The sequence below is a fragment of the Arthrobacter nitrophenolicus genome, from assembly GCF_045833485.1.
In the GTDB taxonomy this organism is placed as follows: domain Bacteria; phylum Actinomycetota; class Actinomycetes; order Actinomycetales; family Micrococcaceae; genus Arthrobacter; species Arthrobacter nitrophenolicus.
On sequence record NZ_CP174504.1, the window covers coordinates 1,248,834 to 1,266,587 of the forward strand.

Here is a 17,754-nt window from a genome sequence, read left to right on the forward strand (position 1 = left end):
GGCAAGCGGATCCCAAGATTGCCGCAAGATCCTCCAAGGGCTCCAGTAAAGGCCGCAAACGGCATGCGGGCGGGGTGCGGCAAGCCTGAAAAGCACTGTGAAGTCCTACGACATGCCCCGTCGCGGTTAATACGGTAGAAGTAGAGCTATGGTCTCAACCTCCGAAATCCGTCGCGCCGTTGTCATCGAGGACGACCCGGACATCCGGGGGCTGCTGGTCCGGGTGCTGCAGAAGCAGGGGTTTGAGGTATCGCAGGCAGCCGCAGGGCTGCCGGGCGTTGCGGAAGTCCGCCGCGTCCAGCCGGACCTGGTCACGCTGGACCTGAACCTTCCGGACCTGGACGGCCTGGAAGTCTGCAAGCTGCTGCGCGAGTTTTCGGACGCGTTCATTGTCATGCTCACCGCCCGGGCGGACGAACTGGACAAGCTGACCGGGCTGGACAACGGGGCCGACGAATACATCAGCAAACCCTTCAGCCCGCGCGAGCTGCAGTCCCGCATCAACGCCCTGTTCCGCCGCAGGCCCTCGGCCGCCGCGGACTCGGCCGCCCGCAGCGAACTGGAACGGGCCACAGAGGTCCAGCAGAGCCTCCTGCCCAAGGAGGACATCCGGGTGGAGGGGTACGACGTGGCCGGCGTCTTCCGCCCCTCACGCAGCGTGGGCGGCGACTTCTACGACTGGTACCAGACCGCCGACGGGCTGCACCTCACCTTCGCCGACGCCATGGGCAAGGGCATGGGCGCTGCCCTGATCGCCGCAACGGTCCGTGCCGTCATGCGCTCCACCGGCCACCGGCCGGACCTGGACGGCGCCTTCGCCTCCGCCAGCAAGGCCATCGCCACGGACCTGGACTCCTCCAACTCTTTCGTCACCCTGTTCCATGCGCGGCTGGAGGCGGCCTCGGGGAAGGTCAGCTATGTCGACGCCGGCCACGGGCTGGCGCTGCACGTCCAGCCGGGCGGGACTGCTGAGCGGCTGCCCTCCGGCGGCCCGCCCGTGGGCGCCTGGACGGGAACGGACTGGCCACAGTCGGCCTTTGAGCTGGCCCCCGGCGATTCCCTGGTGGTGGTCAGCGACGGTGTCCTGGACGTTTTCGAGTCAGTGGAGGACTTCACCGACGCCGTCCGGACCGCCACGCTGGGCCATGGCTCCGCCCATGCCGCCAGCAGCGCCATTATGGCCCTGGCCCCCGCGGAGACGGCGGAGGATGACGTGACGGTGGTCGTGGTCCGCCGGCTGCCTGAGAAAGCCACGGCATGACCCGCTTCCTGACCCGCCTGGTAGTGGTGCTCACCGTCATCACCGGCGTCAACTACATCACCTGGCGCTGGCTGGCATCGCTGAACTGGGACGCCTGGTGGATCGCCCTGCCGCTGGTCATCGCCGAAACCTACAGCCTGATCGACGTCATGCTCTTCGGCATGACCGTCTGGCGGCTGAAGATCCGCAAGGGCGCGCCGCCGCCCCCGCCGGATGCCACCGTGGACGTCTTCATCACCACCTACAACGAAGACCTGGACATGGTGATGACCACCGCCCTGGCGGCGCAGAAAATCCGGCACCCGCACAGCACCTGGATCCTGGACGACGGCGCCCGCCCCGAACTCAAGGCACTCGCCGAACAACATGGGCTGGGCTACGTGACGCGCAGCGAGGACTGGACCTCGGACCTTCCCCGCCACGCGAAGGCCGGCAACCTGAACAACGCCCTGATGCAGACCCACGGCGAGTTCCTCCTGATCCTGGACACGGACCAGATCCCCGAACCGGACATCCTAGAAAAGACGCTCGGCTACTTCAACAACCGCCGCGTGGCCCTGGTCCAGACACCGCAGTACTTCAGCAACGTTCCCGCCGATGACCCGCTCGGCAGCCAGGCGCCCCTGTTTTACGGCCCCATCCAGCAGGGCAAGGACGGCTGGAATGCCGCCTTCTTCTGCGGCTCCAACGCCATCCTGCGCCGCGAGGCGCTGATGCAGCTGGGCCTGGTGGGCTACGTCAAGGAAACCGAAAAGAGCATCCGCCGCGCGCTGGCAGCATCCCAGACCGCGATCAAGAAGGCGCGGAAATCCGCCGACATGGAATCACCGCTGGTGGCCGAGGTGCTGGACGAGGTGGAGGCGGCCACCCGGGAAGCGCAGAAGGAACTCGACGCCGGGAAGTCGCTCAGCGAGATCACCTACCGTGTCCGCCGCCGCGTCGATGCCGCCGTGCAGACCCTGGTCCTTGCCGACGTCGAGGCCCTGCAGTCCGACCTCGAAGAGATCGCCGCCATGGAACTCGCCCATGTGGGCGAGGCCGGGGTCCCGGTAGTGGCCGACGACGCCGTCCAGCGCATGTCCCGCCGCGACTGGTCCCCGCTGGGCGCCCTCGAATCCGTGCAGGCGGTCCTGGACGCACTGTCCGTGGAACGCAATGACGAGGCCCAGCCCGTCATGCCCCTGGCCACCATCTCCGTCACCGAGGACATGGCCACCGCCATGCGCATGCACGCCATGGGCTGGGAGAGCGTCTACCACCACGAAGTCCTTGCCTACGGGCTGGCGCCGGAGGACCTGAAGACCATGCTCACGCAGCGGCTGCGCTGGGCCCAGGGCACCATCCAGGTGCTGCTGCGCGAGAACCCGCTGGTGCAGAAGGGCCTGAAGCTCGGCCAGCGGCTGATGTACTTCGCCACCATGTGGACCTACCTCAGCGGCTATGCGGCCGTCATCTACTTCGCCGCACCGATCATCTACCTGCTGCTGGGCATCCTCCCGGTCACCAGCCTGAGCTGGGATTTCTTCATCCGGTTCATCCCCTTCATGGTGGTCAACCAGATCCTGTTCGCCGTGGCCGGCCGGGGCATCCCCACCTGGCGCGGGCAGCAGTACAGCCTGGCCCTGTTCCCCACCTGGATCAAGGCGTGCTCGACGGCGGCCCGGAACGTCTGGTTCGGCCGTCCCCTCGGGTTTGCCGTCACCCCCAAGGCCCGCCAGAGCGGCGGACCCAGCTGGAGCCTGATCCAGCCCCAGATCGTGGTGTCGGCGCTGCTGGCCGTGGCCGCCGTCGTCGGGATCATCCGGCTGGCCACCGGACTGGCGGAACCGCTGGGCACCCTGGTGAACGTCGCCTGGGTCATTTTCGACCTGGTGGTCATGAGCATCCTGGTCCGCGCCGTGCTCTACAAGGGGTATGAACCGGCCGCAGAACCCGCAGTTACAGAGAAGGAGTCCTGATGGAATTCAGTTACGAAGTGCGAGATTCGTACGCGGAGGTCAAGGCGGACGGGCGGCTCAACATGGTGTCCGCCCCCAAGCTGCGCGAGTTCGTGACGGATGTGATTGCCGGCGGGTCCAACCGGATCGTGGTCAATCTGGAAAAGACCGCCTTTATGGACTCCTCGGGCCTCGGTGCGCTGATCGGGTGCCTGAAGGCGGCCCGGCAGGCAGGCGGCGACCTCCGGATCGCTGCCGTCCAGCCGCAGGTGAAGATGGTCCTGCAGCTGACCAGCATGGACAAGGTCCTCACCGCGTACCCGTCGGCCGACGAGGCGTTCAGCAATGACTGACGTCCTCGCCTCCCGCAGCTTCCGGGGACCTGCTGCGGAGGACGCCGTCGAATCCGTCCACAACGACCTGGACAGCTTGTGGCTGGACGTCCCCTTCGTCCAGGACATGGACCAGATGACGTTCACGACGGCGGTCATCGAGTCCGTCTCCAACATCATCCAGCATGCCGAGCCGGCCGGGGACGAACCGGTGGAGCTGGGCGTGGACATCACGGTCCAGCCCGCGCTGCTCCAGGCCCGCGTCAGCGCCTTCCACGCCCAGCCGCCGTTCGGCCCGATGGAACCGGCAGTCCCCGGCGAAGATTCGGAGTCCGGCCGGGGCCTGGCCCTGATCGAGGCGCTGGTCACCACTGTCACCTTCGAGCGGCAGGAAAGCACGAACACCTGGGTGCTGTCCCGGACGTCCTCCCAAGGGTAATTCCCGTCCGGTGGTTGAGCCTGTCGAAACCGGTGCTCAACCACCGGAAAACGAGTCCTGGCCTAGGGTTCAGCGGGGAACAGCACCGAGACGGTGGTGCCGCCGCCGGGAGTCTCGCTGATGGACAGTTCGCCGCCGTGCGCCTGCGCGATGCGGCGGCACGTGGCCAGGCCCAGTCCCGTGCCGGGGCCGTCCCCCGGACGGTTTAGCCGGACCAGCGGCTCCACCGCCCGCTGCCGGTCGGCAGGCTGGATGCCCTTGCCGTTGTCCGCCACGTGGATGGTCATACCCAGGGGGCAGGGTTCGGCGGTGACGGTGACCTCAAGCTGCCGCCGCGGGTCCGGGTAGTTCAGCGAGTTGGCCAGCAGGTTCTGCACCAGCGTGCGCAGCTGCCCCCGGTCCGCGAAGAGTTCCGCGTCTTCGCACAAAATCCCGCTGCCCAGCCCCAGGTCCACACCAACGTCCTGCGCGGCTTCTGCCGTGACGGCGAGCAGGGAGACCCGCTCGGGCTTCAGGGCTCCGTCGGCACGGGAGTAGTCCAGAACGTCGTCGAGCGTGGCGAGCATGCGCTCGCCGCCGTTCCTGATGAGCGACAGGTACTCCCCAAACCGGTTCCCCGGCGGGATCTGCGGATCGTCCTCGGCGAGCTCCACGTAGCCCAGGATGGTGGTCAGCGGGGACCGCAGGTCGTGGCTGACCCGGCCGGCAAACTCGGCCAGCATGGCGTTGCTGCGCTGCAGTTCCGCCAGTGCAGCATCGAGCTGGAGCGTGCGGTGCTGCAGCTCCAGCAGCTCCACCACCTGCCGGGCAAGGACCTCCAGCAGGCCGATCTGCTCCGGGGTGGGAAGCTCCGCCTGGTCCGAGAACACGCAAAGCGAGCCAAGCACCAGCCCGCCGCCAGTCACCAGCGGCACTGACGCGTAGAAGCGGACGTGGGCGATCTCCCCCGTGACGAAGGGGTTGGCGGAAAACCGCGGATCATGGGAGGCGTCCCGCACAACGGTGGTGCCGGGATTAAGGAAGACGGTGGCGCACATGGAGTCCTCGCGCGAGCAGATCCCCGGGTCGATGCCCGAGGCCGCAATCTGCAGCTGCTGGTCCGCGGTGATGATGTTGACCACGCTGTACGGCACTCCGCAGAGCGAGGCAGCCACGCGGACCAGGCTGTCCAGCGTGCCCTGGGCCCGTTCATCCGCCAGTGCCGGTATTTCCCCCGGCGCCGCGGGCAGGAGCCCGTATTCCTTCAGGCCAAGCTCGCGCCCGGCGTCCCGATCGGTCAGCATTTGCATAGCCGCACCGTCCATATTCTTTTCTTCCCCAGCATTTCAGCCCGGGCCCCAGCGGCCCTTCCGTGATGATACCGGTCATGCACAGGCGGTGTTGTAGTCTCTTGACACCGGGCAGCAGCTGCCCTTGAATATTACGTATGCTGAAATAACAGTTCCATGATGCGGAAGCTTGTCGTGCACCCTGCCGGCAGGTCCGGGAAGTCCGGTCTCCGCATAGCCGTCACCATGGATGCCAGCATTCGTACCGAGGACCAGCCAGCATGAAGCTTGCCGAATTCAACACCGCGGACCCCGCCGCGGCCGCGGACACCCTCCGGCCCTGCATCGATGTCAGCAGGTGGGTTGACGCCGTCGCCGCCGCCCGCCCCTTCTCCACCAAGGAGGACCTCCTGGCCTTCGCGGCGGAGGCTGCCAACCCCTTCACTCCCGCCGAGGTGGAGGCGGCCATGGCCCACCACCCCAGGATCGGGGAACGTCCGACGGCGGCCACCGCCGAAGCGTCCATGTCCCGTTCCGAGCAGTCGGGCGTCGACCCGGCGGACGCGGCAGCCGCCGAGGCCCTGGCGAAGGGCAACCGGGACTACGAGGAAAAGTTCGGCCGGGTCTTCCTGATCCGCGCCGCCGGCCGCACCGCCCCGGAAATCCTGCAGTCCCTCAATGAACGCCTCGCCAACTCCCCCGCCCAGGAAGACACCATCGTGGCGCAGCAGCTGCGCGAAATAGCCGTCCTGCGGCTGGAAGGACTGATCACCGAATGAGCGTCTCCCACGTCACCACCCACATCCTGGACACCGGCGCCGGACGCCCGGCGGCGGGGGTCGCCGTCGTGCTGTTGAAGAACGACGGCGGCACCTGGCTGGAGCTGGCGAAGTCCATCACCGATGCGGACGGCAGGGCCAAGGACCTGGGTCCCGAGCAGCTGGAACCGGGCCACTACAAGCTCAACTTCGCCACCGGCAGCTACTACGCCGGACTGCAGACGGCCACCTTCTTCCCGGAAGTGGACCTCGTGTTTGAAGTGGCAGGCCCCGAGCACTACCACGTACCGCTGCTGCTGAGCCCGTTCGCGTACTCCACCTACCGCGGCAGCTAATCCCGCAACCAGGAGTTGTTGTCCAGATACGGCGGGCTCCCGGCACCGGAAGTCGCCATATCTGGACAAAAACTCCCAACCTGGGGCGGTATGCGGCTTCCGGAATATCCGTCCGGCCGCCGTTCCCGACATAGGATCGGCAGTATGGGCCCTAAAAACGAACTTGAATCCGACGCCGAGGCCGAGGGCGGCCAGCAGGGCGGTGTCCAGTCGGTGGAACGCGCTCTGACCGTCCTGGAGATCCTTGCCCGCGAGGGCCATGCCGGCGTGAGCGAGATCGCCGAGGAGATGGGTATCCATAAGTCCACGGTCTCGCGGCTGATGGGTTCCCTGGTGAGCCGTGACATGGTGCACCAGAACAGCGACCGCGGCAAATACCAGCTGGGGTTCGGCATCCTGCGCCTGGCCAGCTCCATCCCCGGCCGGCTGAGCCTGGTCCGAGAGGCGAGGCCGGTGCTGGAAAGCCTGGCCCTGGAATACAAGGAAACCGTCAACCTGGCAGTCCTGCGCTCCAACTATGCCGTGAACGTGGACCAGGCGATGGGCCCCTCCACGCTCGCCACCTACGACTGGGTGGGCAGCCTGACGCCGCTGCACGCCACGTCCAGCGGGAAGATCCTGCTGGCCGCCCTGAGCGCCGACGAGCGGGACCGCATCCTGAAGGAGACGGGCCTGACCGCCCGCACCTCCCGCACGGTCACCAGCCGGAAGGAGCTGGACAAGCAGCTTCATGAGGCCGCCGCCAACGGATATGCGGTGGTACGCGAGGAGTTTGAGATCGGCCTGAACGCGGTGGCGGTTCCCGTCTTCAACCACCAGGGCGTGGTGATTGGGGCCATCAGCATCTCCGGGCCGGCTTTCCGGTTCGATCCCGAGAAGACCCCGGGCCTGCTGGAGTCGCTCAAACAGGCTGGCCTGAAGGTCAGCACCAACATGGGATACACCCGGCACTGAACGAAATGCCCCTGGACCGGAGTCCAGGGGCATTTTCTTTTGTCCGGCCGCGCGCGTGGATCTGGACATCCCGGCAGGCAACAAAGCAGGAAACCCTTGACATTGGGCGTGGCCTGCATCACGGTGTTGCATATAGCGATGCGTGTTGCTCAAGACGAATTGAAGCACCACGCACTGCTCGTAACGCCGCCCTGCCAGCCCACGCCCCAGGAGAACCACAGACCATGAGCGCATCACCGCGCGTCGTCATCATCGGAGCCGGCATTGTCGGCACCAACCTTGCCGACGAACTCGCCAGCCGCGGCTGGACCAACATCACCGTCGTCGAGCAGGGGCCGCTGGAACTGGCCGGCGGGTCCACGTCGCATGCGCCAGGCCTGGTGTTCCAGACCAACCCGTCCAAGACCATGACGGAGTTCGCTACTTACACTGTGGACAAGCTGCTCTCCCTGACCGCGGACGGCGTCTCCTGCTTCAACCAGGTGGGCGGGCTCGAACTGGCCACCACCGAGGCCCGGCTCGAGGACCTCAAGCGCAAGCTCGGCTACGCCACCTCCTGGGGCGTGGACGGCAGGCTGGTCGACGCGGACGAGTGCGAAAAGCTCTGGCCGCTGCTCAACAACGGACCCCTCGCCGACGGCCGCGGTATCCTGGGCGGCCTGTTCGTCCCCTCGGACGGCCTCGCCTCCGCCGCCCGCGCCGTCCAGCTCCTGATCGGCAAGGCCCGGGCGGCGGGCGTCACCTTCCGCGGCTCCACGCCCGTGACGGGCATCGAGCAGGCCGGCGGCAAGGTCACCGGCGTCCAGACGCCCGACGGCGTGATCCCGGCAGACATCGTGGTGTCCTGCGCCGGGTTCTGGGGCCGCGAGCTCGGCAAAATGGTGGGCCTCCAGGTCCCGCTGCTGCCGCTGGCCCACCAGTACGTCAAGACCACCCCGGTGAAGGCGCTGCGCGGCGCCAACGAACTGCCCAACGGGGCCAGCAAGCCCATCCTGCGCTACCAGGACCGCGACCTGTACTTCCGCGAGCACGGCGACCGGATCGGCGTCGGCAGCTACGCCCACAAGCCCATGCCGGTGGACATGGCGCGCCTTCCGCGCGTCGGCGCGGACGAGATGTCGGACCACAACATGCCCTCCCGCCTGGACTTCACCCTGGAGGACTTTGCCCCGGCCTGGGAGGACTGCCAGGACCTGCTGCCGGCCCTGCACACCGCCCAGATCCACGACGGGTTCAACGGCATCTTCTCCTTCACCCCGGACGGCGGCCCGCTGATGGGCGAGGCCCCGGACCTGGACGGGTTCTTCGTTGCCGAGGCCGTGTGGGTCACCCATTCCGCCGGCGTGGCAAAGGCCATGGCCGAACTGCTGGTGGAGGGACAGTCCCGCACCGACCTGCACGGCTGCGAACTGACCCGCTTCGAGAAGGTGCAGACCTCCGATGCGTACGTCAGTGACACCTCGCAGCAGAACTTCGTGGAGATCTACGACGTCCTGCACCCGCTCCAGCCGCGGGAATCCCCGCGAGATGTCCGGGTGAGCCCGTTCAACGTGCGGCAGAAGGAACTTGGCGCGTTCTTCCTCGAATCGGCAGCCTGGGAACGTCCGCACTGGTTCGAGGCCAACCGCGGCCTCCTGGAGCACCTGCCTGCCGAGTGGCAGGTCCCGGAGCGGGATGAGTGGGCCGGCATGTTTCACTCCCCCATTTCCGCCGCCGAGGCGTGGAAGACGCGGACCGCCGTCGCGCTGTACGACATGACGCCGCTCAAGCGGCTGTCCGTCACCGGGCCGGGTGCGCTGGACCTCCTGCAGCGGCTCAGCACGGGCAACATCGCCAAGAAGCCCGGCGCCGTCACCTACTGCCTGCTGCTGGCGGACGACGGCGGCATCCGCAGCGACGTCACGGTGGCCCGGCTTGGGGAGCAGGACTTCCAGCTGGGCGTGAACAGCAACGTGGACTTCGACTACCTGCGCGTGGAGGCACGGCAGCAGTCGGCGGCCGATCCCGCCCGCTGGGTGCACGTCACGGACATCACCGGCAGCACCTGCTGCATCGGCCTGTGGGGCCCGCTGGCGCGCGAGGTGATGGGCAAAGTCAGCACCGACGACCTGAGCAATGACGGCCTGCGCTACTTCCGCACCAAGGAAATCAATGTGGGCGGCATTCCCGTCACGGCCATGCGCCTGTCCTACGTGGGCGAACTCGGCTGGGAGCTGTACACCACGGCCGAGTACGGGCTGAAGCTCTGGGACCTGCTCTTCGAAGCGGGCCGGGAGCACGGCATCATCGCCGCGGGCCGCGGCGCCTTCAACAGCATGCGGCTGGAAAAGGGCTACCGGCTCTGGGGCACGGACATGACCACGGAGCACCACCCCTACCAGTCCGGCCTCGGTTTCTCGGTGGCGAAGGACAAGACCGGGTTCGTGGGCGCTGATGCCCTCGCGGCCCGCAAGGAGCAGCCGGCCGCCAAGACGCTGCGCTGCCTGACGGTCGACGACGGCACGTCGGTGGTGCTGGGCAAGGAACCTGTCTACGTGAACGGCGAGGCCGCCGGCTACGTCACCAGCGCCGCGTACGGCTTCTCCATCGGCAGGCCGATCGCCTACGCCTGGCTGCCGACCGCCGTCGGGGTGGGCGACGCCGTCGAGATCGAATACTTCGGCCGGCGCGTGGCTGCCACCGTGACGGCCGAGCCGCTGTTCGACCCCGGCATGGAGCGCCTCCGCGGCTGACCCCACCAACTGAAAGTGCCCCGCCTCCTGTCCGGAGGCGGGGCACTTTTTGCGCTGGTACCGTTAGGCGCCGGCCGTCTGGAAGGCCGGTTCTTCGGCCGCTGCGGCGTCGCCGGTGTGGGGTTCGAAGCGGACGAACATGGCTTTGAAGCCGGGGGTGTTGGATTCGCGGGCGACGTTTTCCTTGTGGACCAGGGCGTTGGCTTCGGGGAAGTATGCGGCGGCGCAGCCCTTGGCTGTGGGGTAAGCCACGAGCCGGAATTTGTCCGCACGGCGGTCGACGCCGCCGAAGGTGCTGACGACGTCCACCAAATCGCGGTCGTTGAAGCCGAGTTCGGTGAGGTCCTCGGGGTGGATCAGGATGACGCGGCGGCCGTCGGAGATGCCGCGGTAGCGGTCGTCCAGGCCGTAGTAGGTGGTGTTGTACTGGTCGTGGCTGCGGATGGTCTGCAGGACCAGGTGGCCCTTGGGCGGGGTGAGGTATTCCAGCGGGCTGACGGTGAACCGGCCGCGGCCGATGTCAGTGGCGAAGGACCGGGTGTCGCGGGGCGGGTTGGGCAGCACGAACCCGTTCTTGGTCCTTACCCGGGCGTTGAAATCCTCGAAACCGGGCAGGACGCGGGCTATGTGGTCCCGGATGACGTCGTAGTCCTCGGCCATCGCTTTCCAGTCCACGGGGTGGTCCGGGCCGAACGTGGCTTCGGCCATCCGTGCCACGATGACGGGTTCGGCGAGCAGGTGCCCGGGGACGGGGGTGAGGCGGCCCTGGGTGGAGTGGACCACGGACATGGAGTCCTCCACGGACAGGAACTGGGCGCCCTTGGGGTGCTTGTCGTCCTTGTCCGTCCGGCCCAGGGTGGGCAGGATCAGCGAGGTGCGGCCGTGCACGATGTGGGACCGGTTGGGCTTGGTGCTGATGTGCACGGTCAGCCCGATCCGCTGCATGCCGGCTTCCAGTACCTCGGTGTCGGAGCAGGCGAGGGAGAAGTTTCCGCCCATGGAGACGAACACGTCCACCTCGTCACGTTCGAACGCCTCCATGGATTCCACGGCGTCGTAGCCGTGGTGCCGCGGGGAGGTGATGCCGAACTCGGTGTCCAGGGCCGTGAGGAGCCATTCCTTGGGCTTTTCCCAGATGCCCATGGTCCGGTCGCCCTGGACGTTGGAGTGTCCGCGGACCGGGCAGGCCCCGGCGCCGGGCTTGCCGAAGTTACCCTGCAGCAGCAGGACGTTGACCATTTCCTTGATGGTGTCCACCGAGTGCGGCTGCTGCGTCACACCCAGCGCCCAGCAGAAAATGGACGCCTTGGACTTGATCAGCATCCCGGCCACGGTTTCGATCTGTTCCCGGGTCAGACCGGTGGCGTGCTCGGTCTCGTCCCAGTCAAGGGTGGCGCGGGCTTCGCGGTAGGCGTCGAAGCCGTCCGTCTGCGCGGCGATGAAGGAATGGTCTACGACGGTACCCGGGTTGGCTTCTTCGGCTTCCAGGAGCAGGTGGCCGAGTGCCTGGAACAGGGCCAGGTCCCCGCCGACCTTGATCTGCAGGTACTCATCGGCCAGCGGGGTGCCGCCGCCCACCACGCCGGAGACGGTCTGCGGGTCCCTGAAGTTGAACAGGCCGGCCTCGGGCAGCGGGTTCACGGCCACCACCTTGCCGCCCTTGTCCTTGCATTCCTTCAGCGCGGAGAGCATGCGGGGGTGGTTGGTGCCCGGGTTCTGGCCCACCACGAAGATCAGCTCGGCGTCGTGGATGTCGTCCAGGGACACGGTGCCCTTGCCGATGCCGATGGTCGGGTTCAGCGCAGAACCGGAGGACTCGTGGCACATGTTCGAACAATCCGGCAGGTTGTTGGTGCCCAGCGACCGGGCGAACAGCTGGTACATGAACGCGGTCTCGTTCGCCGTGCGGCCCGAGGTGTAGAAGACGCACCGGTCCGGAGTGGATGCCCGGATGTGCTCGCCGATCAGCTCGAACGCGTCCGCCCAGGAGATGGGCGAGTAGTGCGTCTCGCCTTCGCGGATGACCACCGGTTCGCTCAGCCGGCCCTGGTTCCCCAGCCAGTACTCCGTCTTGGTCGACAGCTCAGCGATGGAGTGCTTGGCCCAGAACTCCGCCCCCACGGTCCGCAGGGTGTTCTCCTCGGCCACCGCCTTGGCCCCGTTCTCGCAGAACTCGGCAGCCTTGCGCTTCTTGTCCGACTCCGGCCACGCGCAGCCCGGACAGTCGAACCCGCCGCGCTGGTTGAGCCGCAACAGCGAGTGCGCCGTCCTGGCCACGCCGGCCTGGGCCACAGCACGCTCAAGGGCGACCATCACGGCCTTGACCCCGGCCGCCTCGGTCTTGGGCTTGTGGACAACAAGGTTGTCCTCGTTGATGTCCGCGACGGGGGCGGGCTGCTTACCGAACTTCATTGTTCCAACTTCCTAACCGGCAACGTGCACGGTGCTTTTCGATCCGGACGCCAGCAAAGGCGCGCCACGGTTCCTGGCGCGCCTTTGCTGGCAGTGCTTGCTGTGCTGGCTACTGGGCCACCTTGGCCAGGGTTTCCCGTTCCGCCGCGATGGTGGTGTTGTCGCCGTGTCCGGTGCGGACCACGGTTTCGGCCGGGAGCGTCAGCAGCTTCTCCCGGATCGAGGTGAGGATGGTGGGGTAGTCGCTGTACGATCGGCCGGTGGCACCCGGGCCGCCGTTGAACAGCGTGTCCCCGGTGAAGACCGTTCCTTCGCTTTCCAGGTAGAAGCAGGTGGACCCCGGCGAGTGGCCCGGAGTGTGGATGGCCCGCAGCGTCGCCCCGGCTACTTCGAACACGTCGCCGTCGGCCAGTTCCCGGTCCGGCTTGGAATCCGGGTACACCTGTTCCCAGAGCACCAGGTCCTCGGGGTTCAGGTAGATCGGTGCGCCCACGGCGTCGGCCACTTCACGGGCGGCGCCGATGTGGTCGTTGTGCGCGTGGGTCTGCAGGATGGCCAGGACCTTGCGCCCCTTGACCTGGTTGATGATCGCGGCGGCGTCGTGCGGGGAGTCGATGATCACGCACTCCTCGTCGTTGCCAACGATCCAGACGTTGTTGTCCACGTCCCAGGTGCCGCCGTCGAGCGAAAACGTGCCCGACGTGACCAGGTTCTCGATCCGGACCGCCATTACAGCTCCCCCACCGAACCGAGTTCAACAACAGAACGCAGGACCTTGCCCTCGTGCATCTTCTGGAACGCTTCCTCCACCTGGTCGATGCTGATCCGCTCGGACACGAACGCGTCCAGGTCCAGGTTGCCCTGCTTGTAGTGGGAGACGAGCATGGGGAAGTCGCGGGACGGCAGGCAGTCGCCATACCAGGAGGACTTCAGCGACCCGCCGCGGCCGAAGACATCCAGCAGCGGCAGTTCCAGCTGCATCTCCGGCGTCGGGACGCCCACCAGGACTACGCGGCCGGCGAGGTCGCGGGCATAGAAGGCCTGCTTGTAGGTCTCGGGACGGCCGACGGCGTCAATCACCACGTCCGCTCCGTTGCCGCCCGTGAGGGCACGGATGGCTTCCACCGCATCCTCCTGCCGGGAGTTCACGCCGTGGGTGGCGCCCAGGGACCTGGCCATCTCAATCTTGTTGTCGTCGATGTCCACGGCGATGATCGTCGTCGCACCGGCCAGCCTGGCCCCGGCGATCGCAGCGATGCCCACACCGCCGCAGCCGATCACGGCCACGGACTCACCGCGCCTGACCTCGCCGGTGTTGATGGCGGCACCGATGCCCGCCATCACACCGCAGCCCAGCAGGCCCACCGCCGCAGCGTCGGCCTCAGGGTCTACCTTGGTGCACTGCCCGGCAGCCACCAGGGTCTTCTCCGCGAACGCGCCGATTCCCAGCGCGGGGGAAAGTTCGGTGCCATCCTCCAGGGTCATCTTCTGGGTGGCGTTGTGCGTGTTGAAGCAATACTGCGGCTGGCCCTTGGCACACGCCCGGCACTGGCCGCAGACCGCGCGCCAGTTCAGGATCACCCGGTCACCCGGCGCCACAGACGTGACATCCGGGCCCACCGCGCTGACCACGCCGGTGGCCTCGTGGCCCAGCAGGTACGGGAAGTCGTTGCCGATGCCGCCCTGCTTGTAGTGCAGGTCCGTGTGGCAGACGCCGCAGGTGAGGATGTCCACCAGAGCCTCCCCCGGACCGGGATCCGGCACCAGGATGGTCTCCAGCGTTACCGGTGCGTCCTTCTCCCGGGCAATGACAGCTTGAACTTTATGGACCATTGTTCTCGTGTTCCTTTCCTGGATCCGGCCGGATCCGGTGAGTCGGCACCACGTGCCAATCTAGCTGACGCAGTGTGCCTGCCGAAGCTGCGCTCCCGGTCCGCCAGCCGCGCGGAGAATTGCGCATTACGCAACCAAACGCATAAAGCGCTACAGGAAAATATGACAGTGGCCACAGCCGCTGTCAATAGATATATCAGTGATGGGCGCGTTTGCGGGCGCCGCAGTAGGCTGGATGGCATGTCTTCGAAAGAACCCCCCGCGGAACGGCGCCAGGTTACGGTGCGCCGCGCCCCCAAGTACGTGCCCTTCCTGATCCTGGGCGCACTGGTGGGCATCGCGGCCGCGGCAGTAGTGGCCTACGGGCTTCCGGGCAGCGACAGCTTCGACTCCGGCGCGGTCTTCGGATTCTTCATGGTGATGTTTGCCGGGGGCGGAGCCATCCTGGGCGCGGTGGTGGCCCTGATCCTTGACCGGCGGAGCGTCAAGCGCCAGCAGCGCGCCGTGGTGGAATCTGTCCCCGACTCCGAGCCGGACACCGATCCCCAGTCATAAAGGCAGCGCCGGAAAAGTCATACCGCATATCGTGAGATAATCGACCAGTGGCACGCGGCGATGGAAAACTTTCCCATGATCTTCTCCCTGGCGAAAAAGGCCCGCAGGACGCTTGTGGCGTCTTCGGGGTCTGGGCACCAGGTGAAGAAGTAGCAAAACTTACCTACTACGGACTGTATGCACTGCAGCACCGTGGCCAGGAGTCGGCTGGCATTGCGACCAGCGACGGCAAGCGGATCAACGTCTACAAGGACATGGGCCTCGTCTCCCAGGTCTTCGACGAGACCACGCTGAACACCCTGACCGGGCACCTCGCGGTGGGGCACTGCCGCTACTCCACCACCGGCGCAAGCCACTGGGCCAACGCCCAGCCCACCCTCGGCGCCACCAGCACCGGCACCGTGGCACTGGCGCACAACGGCAACCTGACCAACACCGCCGAACTGAACGCCATGATCCAGGAGCGCAACGGCGGCCAGCTCACCGGCGAGATGAAGCAGGGCAATACCTCGGACACCGCCCTGGTGACCGCCCTGCTGGAGGGCGAGCCCGGCAAGACCCTGGAAGAAACCGCTACGGACCTCCTCCCCAAGATCAAGGGCGGCTTCTGCTTCGTCTTCATGGACGAAGGCACGCTCTATGCAGCGCGGGACACCTACGGCATCCGCCCGCTGGTCCTTGGCCGGCTGGAGCGCGGCTGGGTTGTGGCTTCCGAACAGTCCGCCCTCGCCACCGTGGGCGCCAGCTTCATCCGCGAAATCGAGCCCGGCGAATTCATCGCCATCGACGAACAGGGCGTGCGCTCCAAGCGCTTTGCCGAGCCGACGCCGGCCGGCTGCGTTTTCGAGTACGTCTACCTCGCGCGTCCGGACGCCGCCATTGCCGGCCGGTCCGTCTACGAGTCCCGGGTGGAGATGGGCCGCCAGCTGGCCCGCGAAAACACGCACGCCGCTGACATCGTCATCCCCGTCCCGGAATCCGGGACCCCGGCCGCCGTCGGCTATGCCGAGGAATCCGGCATCCCCTTCGCGCACGGCTTCGTCAAGAACTCCTACGTGGGCCGTACCTTCATCCAGCCCTCGCAGACCCTGCGCCAGCTGGGCATCCGGCTCAAGCTCAACGCCCTCGAATCCGTCATACGCGGCAAGCGCGTTGTGGTGGTGGACGACTCGATCGTCCGCGGCAACACCCAGCGGGCCATTGTGCGGATGCTCCGTGAAGCTGGCGCCGCGGAAGTGCACGTCAAGATTTCGTCGCCGCCCGTACAGTGGCCCTGCTTCTACGGCATCGATTTCGCCTCCCGCGCGGAACTGATCGCCAACGGCGCCACCATCGAGGAGATCTCCCAGGCCATCGGCGCCGACTCGCTGGCCTACATTTCCGAGGACGGCATGATCGGCGCCACCCGCCAGCCCCGGGAACGCCTCTGCACCGCGTGCTTCACCGGCAAGTACCCCATCAAGCTGCCGGACGCTGACAAGCTGGGCAAGAACCTGCTCGAGCGCACGGACCTTGGCGGCCTGACGCCGTCGCCGTCGGCCCTTCCCGGCGAAACGGCAGCACTCGCCGTGGACTCCGAGGAAGATCCCGCCGAGAAGGCCGGTGCCACCGGCTGCGATCCGGGGCCCGACTCCGAGTTTGAAAACCTGCTGACCGACGCCGACCTCGTGCCAGATGTACACGCCGCCGCAGGCGCCGACAAGAAAGAGTCCTGATGACTTCCGCCAACACCGCCGCCGGCTCCGCCTCTGAGAAGGCAGGCATCACCTACGCCTCCGCGGGCGTCGACGTCGAAGCCGGGGACCTCGCCGTCGAACTCATGAAGGATGCCGTCAAGGCAACCCACAACTCCTCCGTCATCGGCGGGGTGGGCGGTTTCGCCGGCCTCTACGACGTGTCCCGGCTGCTGACGTACAAGAAGCCGCTGCTGGCAACCTCCACCGACGGCGTGGGCACCAAGGTGGCCATCGCCCAGGCCATGGACATCCACGACACCATCGGTTTTGACCTGGTGGGCATGGTGGTGGACGACATCGTGGTGGTGGGCGCCGAGCCGCTCTACATGACTGACTACATCGCCTGCGGCAAAGTGGTGCCCGAGCGCATCGCCGGCATCGTCCGCGGCATCGCGGCCGCCTGCTCCGTGGCCGGCACCGCCCTGGTGGGCGGCGAAACCGCCGAGCACCCCGGCCTGCTGGGCGAGCACGAGTACGACGTCGCCGGTGCCGCCACCGGCGTGGTGGAAGCCGATGCCCTGCTGGGCCCGGACCGCGTCCGCGCGGGCGACGTCGTGATCGGCATGGCCTCCTCCGGCCTGCACTCCAACGGTTACTCCCTGGTCCGCCGCGTCATCAACCACGCTGGCTGGGCCCTGGACCGCCAGGTCTCCGAGCTGGGCCGCACCCTGGGCGAAGAACTCCTGGAACCCACCCGCGTCTACGCCGCCGACTGCCTGGACCTTGCCCGCGCTTTCCCGGTCACGGGCACGGCGGCAGTGCACGGCTTCAGCCACGTCACCGGCGGCGGGCTGGCAGCCAACCTGGCCCGCGTCCTGCCGCAGGGCCTGGTGGCCACCGTGGACCGCGCCACCTGGGAACTGCCCGCCATCTTCAAGCTGGTGTCCGAGCTGGGCAATGTCCCGCTGGCCGATCTGGAGCGCACCCTCAACCTGGGCGTCGGCATGGTTGCCATCGTGTCGCCGGAGGCAGCGGACGCCGCCGTCGCCCGCCTGAACGAACGGGGCCTGCCGTCCTGGATCATGGGCACGGTCACCGAGGATTCGGACTCCATCCTCAAGTCCGGGCCGGACTACGTCCAGGGCGCCAAGGGCGTGGACGGCGGCGCGGTCCGCCTGGTCAACGCCTACGCTTAGATTTTTTTCGAGTGCTCCGTATCAGCCGTTTTGACGCTTCAGAAC

The 17,754-nt window shown here is 67.2% G+C and carries 15 protein-coding genes; 11 read left to right on the forward strand and 4 right to left on the reverse strand.

The window, feature by feature from the left end; translation table 11 throughout:
• Positions 1-148 precede the first annotated feature (148 nt).
• From ACJJV6_RS05895 to ACJJV6_RS05910, 4 genes are read left to right on the forward strand one after another with little or no spacing between them, the layout of a single operon-like run.
• Positions 149-1,261 (forward strand): PP2C family protein-serine/threonine phosphatase, encoded by a 1,113-nt coding sequence (locus ACJJV6_RS05895; protein ID WP_009358429.1) that lies wholly within the window; start codon positions 149-151, stop codon positions 1,259-1,261.
• Positions 1,258-3,219 (forward strand): glycosyltransferase family 2 protein, encoded by a 1,962-nt coding sequence (locus ACJJV6_RS05900; RefSeq protein ID WP_009358428.1) that lies wholly within the window; start codon positions 1,258-1,260, stop codon positions 3,217-3,219. Before ACJJV6_RS05895 ends, ACJJV6_RS05900 begins: the two co-directional genes overlap by 4 nt.
• Complete coding sequence (locus tag ACJJV6_RS05905; RefSeq protein WP_009358427.1) at positions 3,219-3,551, forward strand: STAS domain-containing protein; 333 nt, start codon at positions 3,219-3,221, stop codon at positions 3,549-3,551. Before ACJJV6_RS05900 ends, ACJJV6_RS05905 begins: the two co-directional genes overlap by 1 nt.
• A complete protein-coding gene (locus ACJJV6_RS05910; RefSeq protein WP_009358426.1) occupies positions 3,544-3,969 on the forward strand; it encodes an ATP-binding protein in 426 nt (141 codons plus the stop codon). The genes ACJJV6_RS05905 and ACJJV6_RS05910 overlap by 8 nt, the downstream gene beginning before the upstream one ends.
• A gap of 62 nt (positions 3,970-4,031) precedes the next feature.
• On the opposite strand, the gene ACJJV6_RS05915 is transcribed toward ACJJV6_RS05910, so the two are convergent.
• Positions 4,032-5,258 (reverse strand): GAF domain-containing sensor histidine kinase, encoded by a 1,227-nt coding sequence (locus ACJJV6_RS05915; protein WP_152419587.1) that lies wholly within the window; start codon positions 5,256-5,258, stop codon positions 4,032-4,034.
• Between the two features lie 260 nt (positions 5,259-5,518).
• On the opposite strand from ACJJV6_RS05915, the gene uraD reads away from it, so the two are divergent.
• The 4 genes from uraD to ACJJV6_RS05935 all read left to right on the forward strand — a co-directional run bounded on the left by uraD (position 5,519) and on the right by ACJJV6_RS05935 (position 10,037).
• Positions 5,519-6,016 (forward strand): 2-oxo-4-hydroxy-4-carboxy-5-ureidoimidazoline decarboxylase, encoded by a 498-nt coding sequence (gene uraD / locus ACJJV6_RS05920; protein ID WP_407710139.1) that lies wholly within the window; start codon positions 5,519-5,521, stop codon positions 6,014-6,016.
• Positions 6,013-6,351: a hydroxyisourate hydrolase gene (gene uraH / locus ACJJV6_RS05925; RefSeq protein WP_133347763.1), complete on the forward strand. Its 339-nt coding sequence runs from the start codon at positions 6,013-6,015 to the stop codon at positions 6,349-6,351. The genes uraD and uraH overlap by 4 nt, the downstream gene beginning before the upstream one ends.
• A 144-nt stretch (positions 6,352-6,495) precedes the next feature.
• The gene (locus ACJJV6_RS05930) at positions 6,496-7,305 is read left to right on the forward strand and encodes an IclR family transcriptional regulator (protein WP_009358422.1); all 810 of its coding nucleotides are present in this window, start codon (positions 6,496-6,498) and stop codon (positions 7,303-7,305) included.
• 224 nt (positions 7,306-7,529) lie between these two features.
• A complete protein-coding gene (locus ACJJV6_RS05935; protein ID WP_407710140.1) occupies positions 7,530-10,037 on the forward strand; it encodes an FAD-dependent oxidoreductase in 2,508 nt (835 codons plus the stop codon).
• A 63-nt stretch (positions 10,038-10,100) separates the two neighbouring features.
• On the opposite strand, the gene ACJJV6_RS05940 is transcribed toward ACJJV6_RS05935, so the two are convergent.
• From ACJJV6_RS05940 to ACJJV6_RS05950, 3 genes are all read right to left on the reverse strand, one after another.
• Positions 10,101-12,449, reverse strand: a complete 2,349-nt coding sequence (locus ACJJV6_RS05940) for an FdhF/YdeP family oxidoreductase (RefSeq protein WP_407710141.1) — start codon at positions 12,447-12,449, stop codon at positions 10,101-10,103.
• 109 nt (positions 12,450-12,558) lie between these two features.
• The gene (locus ACJJV6_RS05945; RefSeq protein WP_407710142.1) at positions 12,559-13,179 is read right to left on the reverse strand and encodes an MBL fold metallo-hydrolase; all 621 of its coding nucleotides are present in this window, start codon (positions 13,177-13,179) and stop codon (positions 12,559-12,561) included.
• The gene (locus ACJJV6_RS05950) at positions 13,179-14,282 is read right to left on the reverse strand and encodes an S-(hydroxymethyl)mycothiol dehydrogenase (RefSeq protein ID WP_407710143.1); all 1,104 of its coding nucleotides are present in this window, start codon (positions 14,280-14,282) and stop codon (positions 13,179-13,181) included. The genes ACJJV6_RS05945 and ACJJV6_RS05950 overlap by 1 nt, the downstream gene beginning before the upstream one ends.
• Before the next feature lie 240 nt (positions 14,283-14,522).
• Between ACJJV6_RS05950 and ACJJV6_RS05955 the strand changes: the two genes are divergently transcribed.
• The 3 genes from ACJJV6_RS05955 to purM are packed head-to-tail and all read left to right on the forward strand — an operon-like array spanning position 14,523 to position 17,709.
• A complete protein-coding gene (locus ACJJV6_RS05955) occupies positions 14,523-14,837 on the forward strand; it encodes a hypothetical protein (protein ID WP_009359482.1) in 315 nt (104 codons plus the stop codon).
• A 47-nt stretch (positions 14,838-14,884) separates the two neighbouring features.
• The gene (gene purF, locus ACJJV6_RS05960; RefSeq protein ID WP_009359483.1) at positions 14,885-16,552 is read left to right on the forward strand and encodes an amidophosphoribosyltransferase; all 1,668 of its coding nucleotides are present in this window, start codon (positions 14,885-14,887) and stop codon (positions 16,550-16,552) included.
• Positions 16,552-17,709: a phosphoribosylformylglycinamidine cyclo-ligase gene (gene purM / locus ACJJV6_RS05965; protein WP_133347754.1), complete on the forward strand. Its 1,158-nt coding sequence runs from the start codon at positions 16,552-16,554 to the stop codon at positions 17,707-17,709. The genes purF and purM overlap by 1 nt, the downstream gene beginning before the upstream one ends.
• Positions 17,710-17,754: the final 45 nt, after the last annotated feature.

Excerpts from the sequence above, each read along its gene's own strand:
- ACJJV6_RS05895 (WP_009358429.1), top strand. The coding sequence starts at position 149 with ATGGTCTCAACCTCCGAAATCCGTCGCGCCGTTGTCATCGAGGACGAC.
- ACJJV6_RS05900 (WP_009358428.1), top strand. The coding sequence starts at position 1,258 with ATGACCCGCTTCCTGACCCGCCTGGTAGTGGTGCTCACCGTCATCACC.
- ACJJV6_RS05905 (WP_009358427.1), top strand. The coding sequence starts at position 3,219 with ATGGAATTCAGTTACGAAGTGCGAGATTCGTACGCGGAGGTCAAGGCG.
- ACJJV6_RS05910 (WP_009358426.1), top strand. The coding sequence starts at position 3,544 with ATGACTGACGTCCTCGCCTCCCGCAGCTTCCGGGGACCTGCTGCGGAG.
- ACJJV6_RS05915 (WP_152419587.1), bottom strand. The coding sequence starts at position 5,258 with ATGCAAATGCTGACCGATCGGGACGCCGGGCGCGAGCTTGGCCTGAAG.
- uraD (WP_407710139.1), top strand. The coding sequence starts at position 5,519 with ATGAAGCTTGCCGAATTCAACACCGCGGACCCCGCCGCGGCCGCGGAC.
- uraH (WP_133347763.1), top strand. The coding sequence starts at position 6,013 with ATGAGCGTCTCCCACGTCACCACCCACATCCTGGACACCGGCGCCGGA.
- ACJJV6_RS05930 (WP_009358422.1), top strand. The coding sequence starts at position 6,496 with ATGGGCCCTAAAAACGAACTTGAATCCGACGCCGAGGCCGAGGGCGGC.
- ACJJV6_RS05935 (WP_407710140.1), top strand. The coding sequence starts at position 7,530 with ATGAGCGCATCACCGCGCGTCGTCATCATCGGAGCCGGCATTGTCGGC.
- ACJJV6_RS05940 (WP_407710141.1), bottom strand. The coding sequence starts at position 12,449 with ATGAAGTTCGGTAAGCAGCCCGCCCCCGTCGCGGACATCAACGAGGAC.
- ACJJV6_RS05945 (WP_407710142.1), bottom strand. The coding sequence starts at position 13,179 with ATGGCGGTCCGGATCGAGAACCTGGTCACGTCGGGCACGTTTTCGCTC.
- ACJJV6_RS05950 (WP_407710143.1), bottom strand. The coding sequence starts at position 14,282 with ATGGTCCATAAAGTTCAAGCTGTCATTGCCCGGGAGAAGGACGCACCG.
- ACJJV6_RS05955 (WP_009359482.1), top strand. The coding sequence starts at position 14,523 with ATGTCTTCGAAAGAACCCCCCGCGGAACGGCGCCAGGTTACGGTGCGC.
- purM (WP_133347754.1), top strand. The coding sequence starts at position 16,552 with ATGACTTCCGCCAACACCGCCGCCGGCTCCGCCTCTGAGAAGGCAGGC.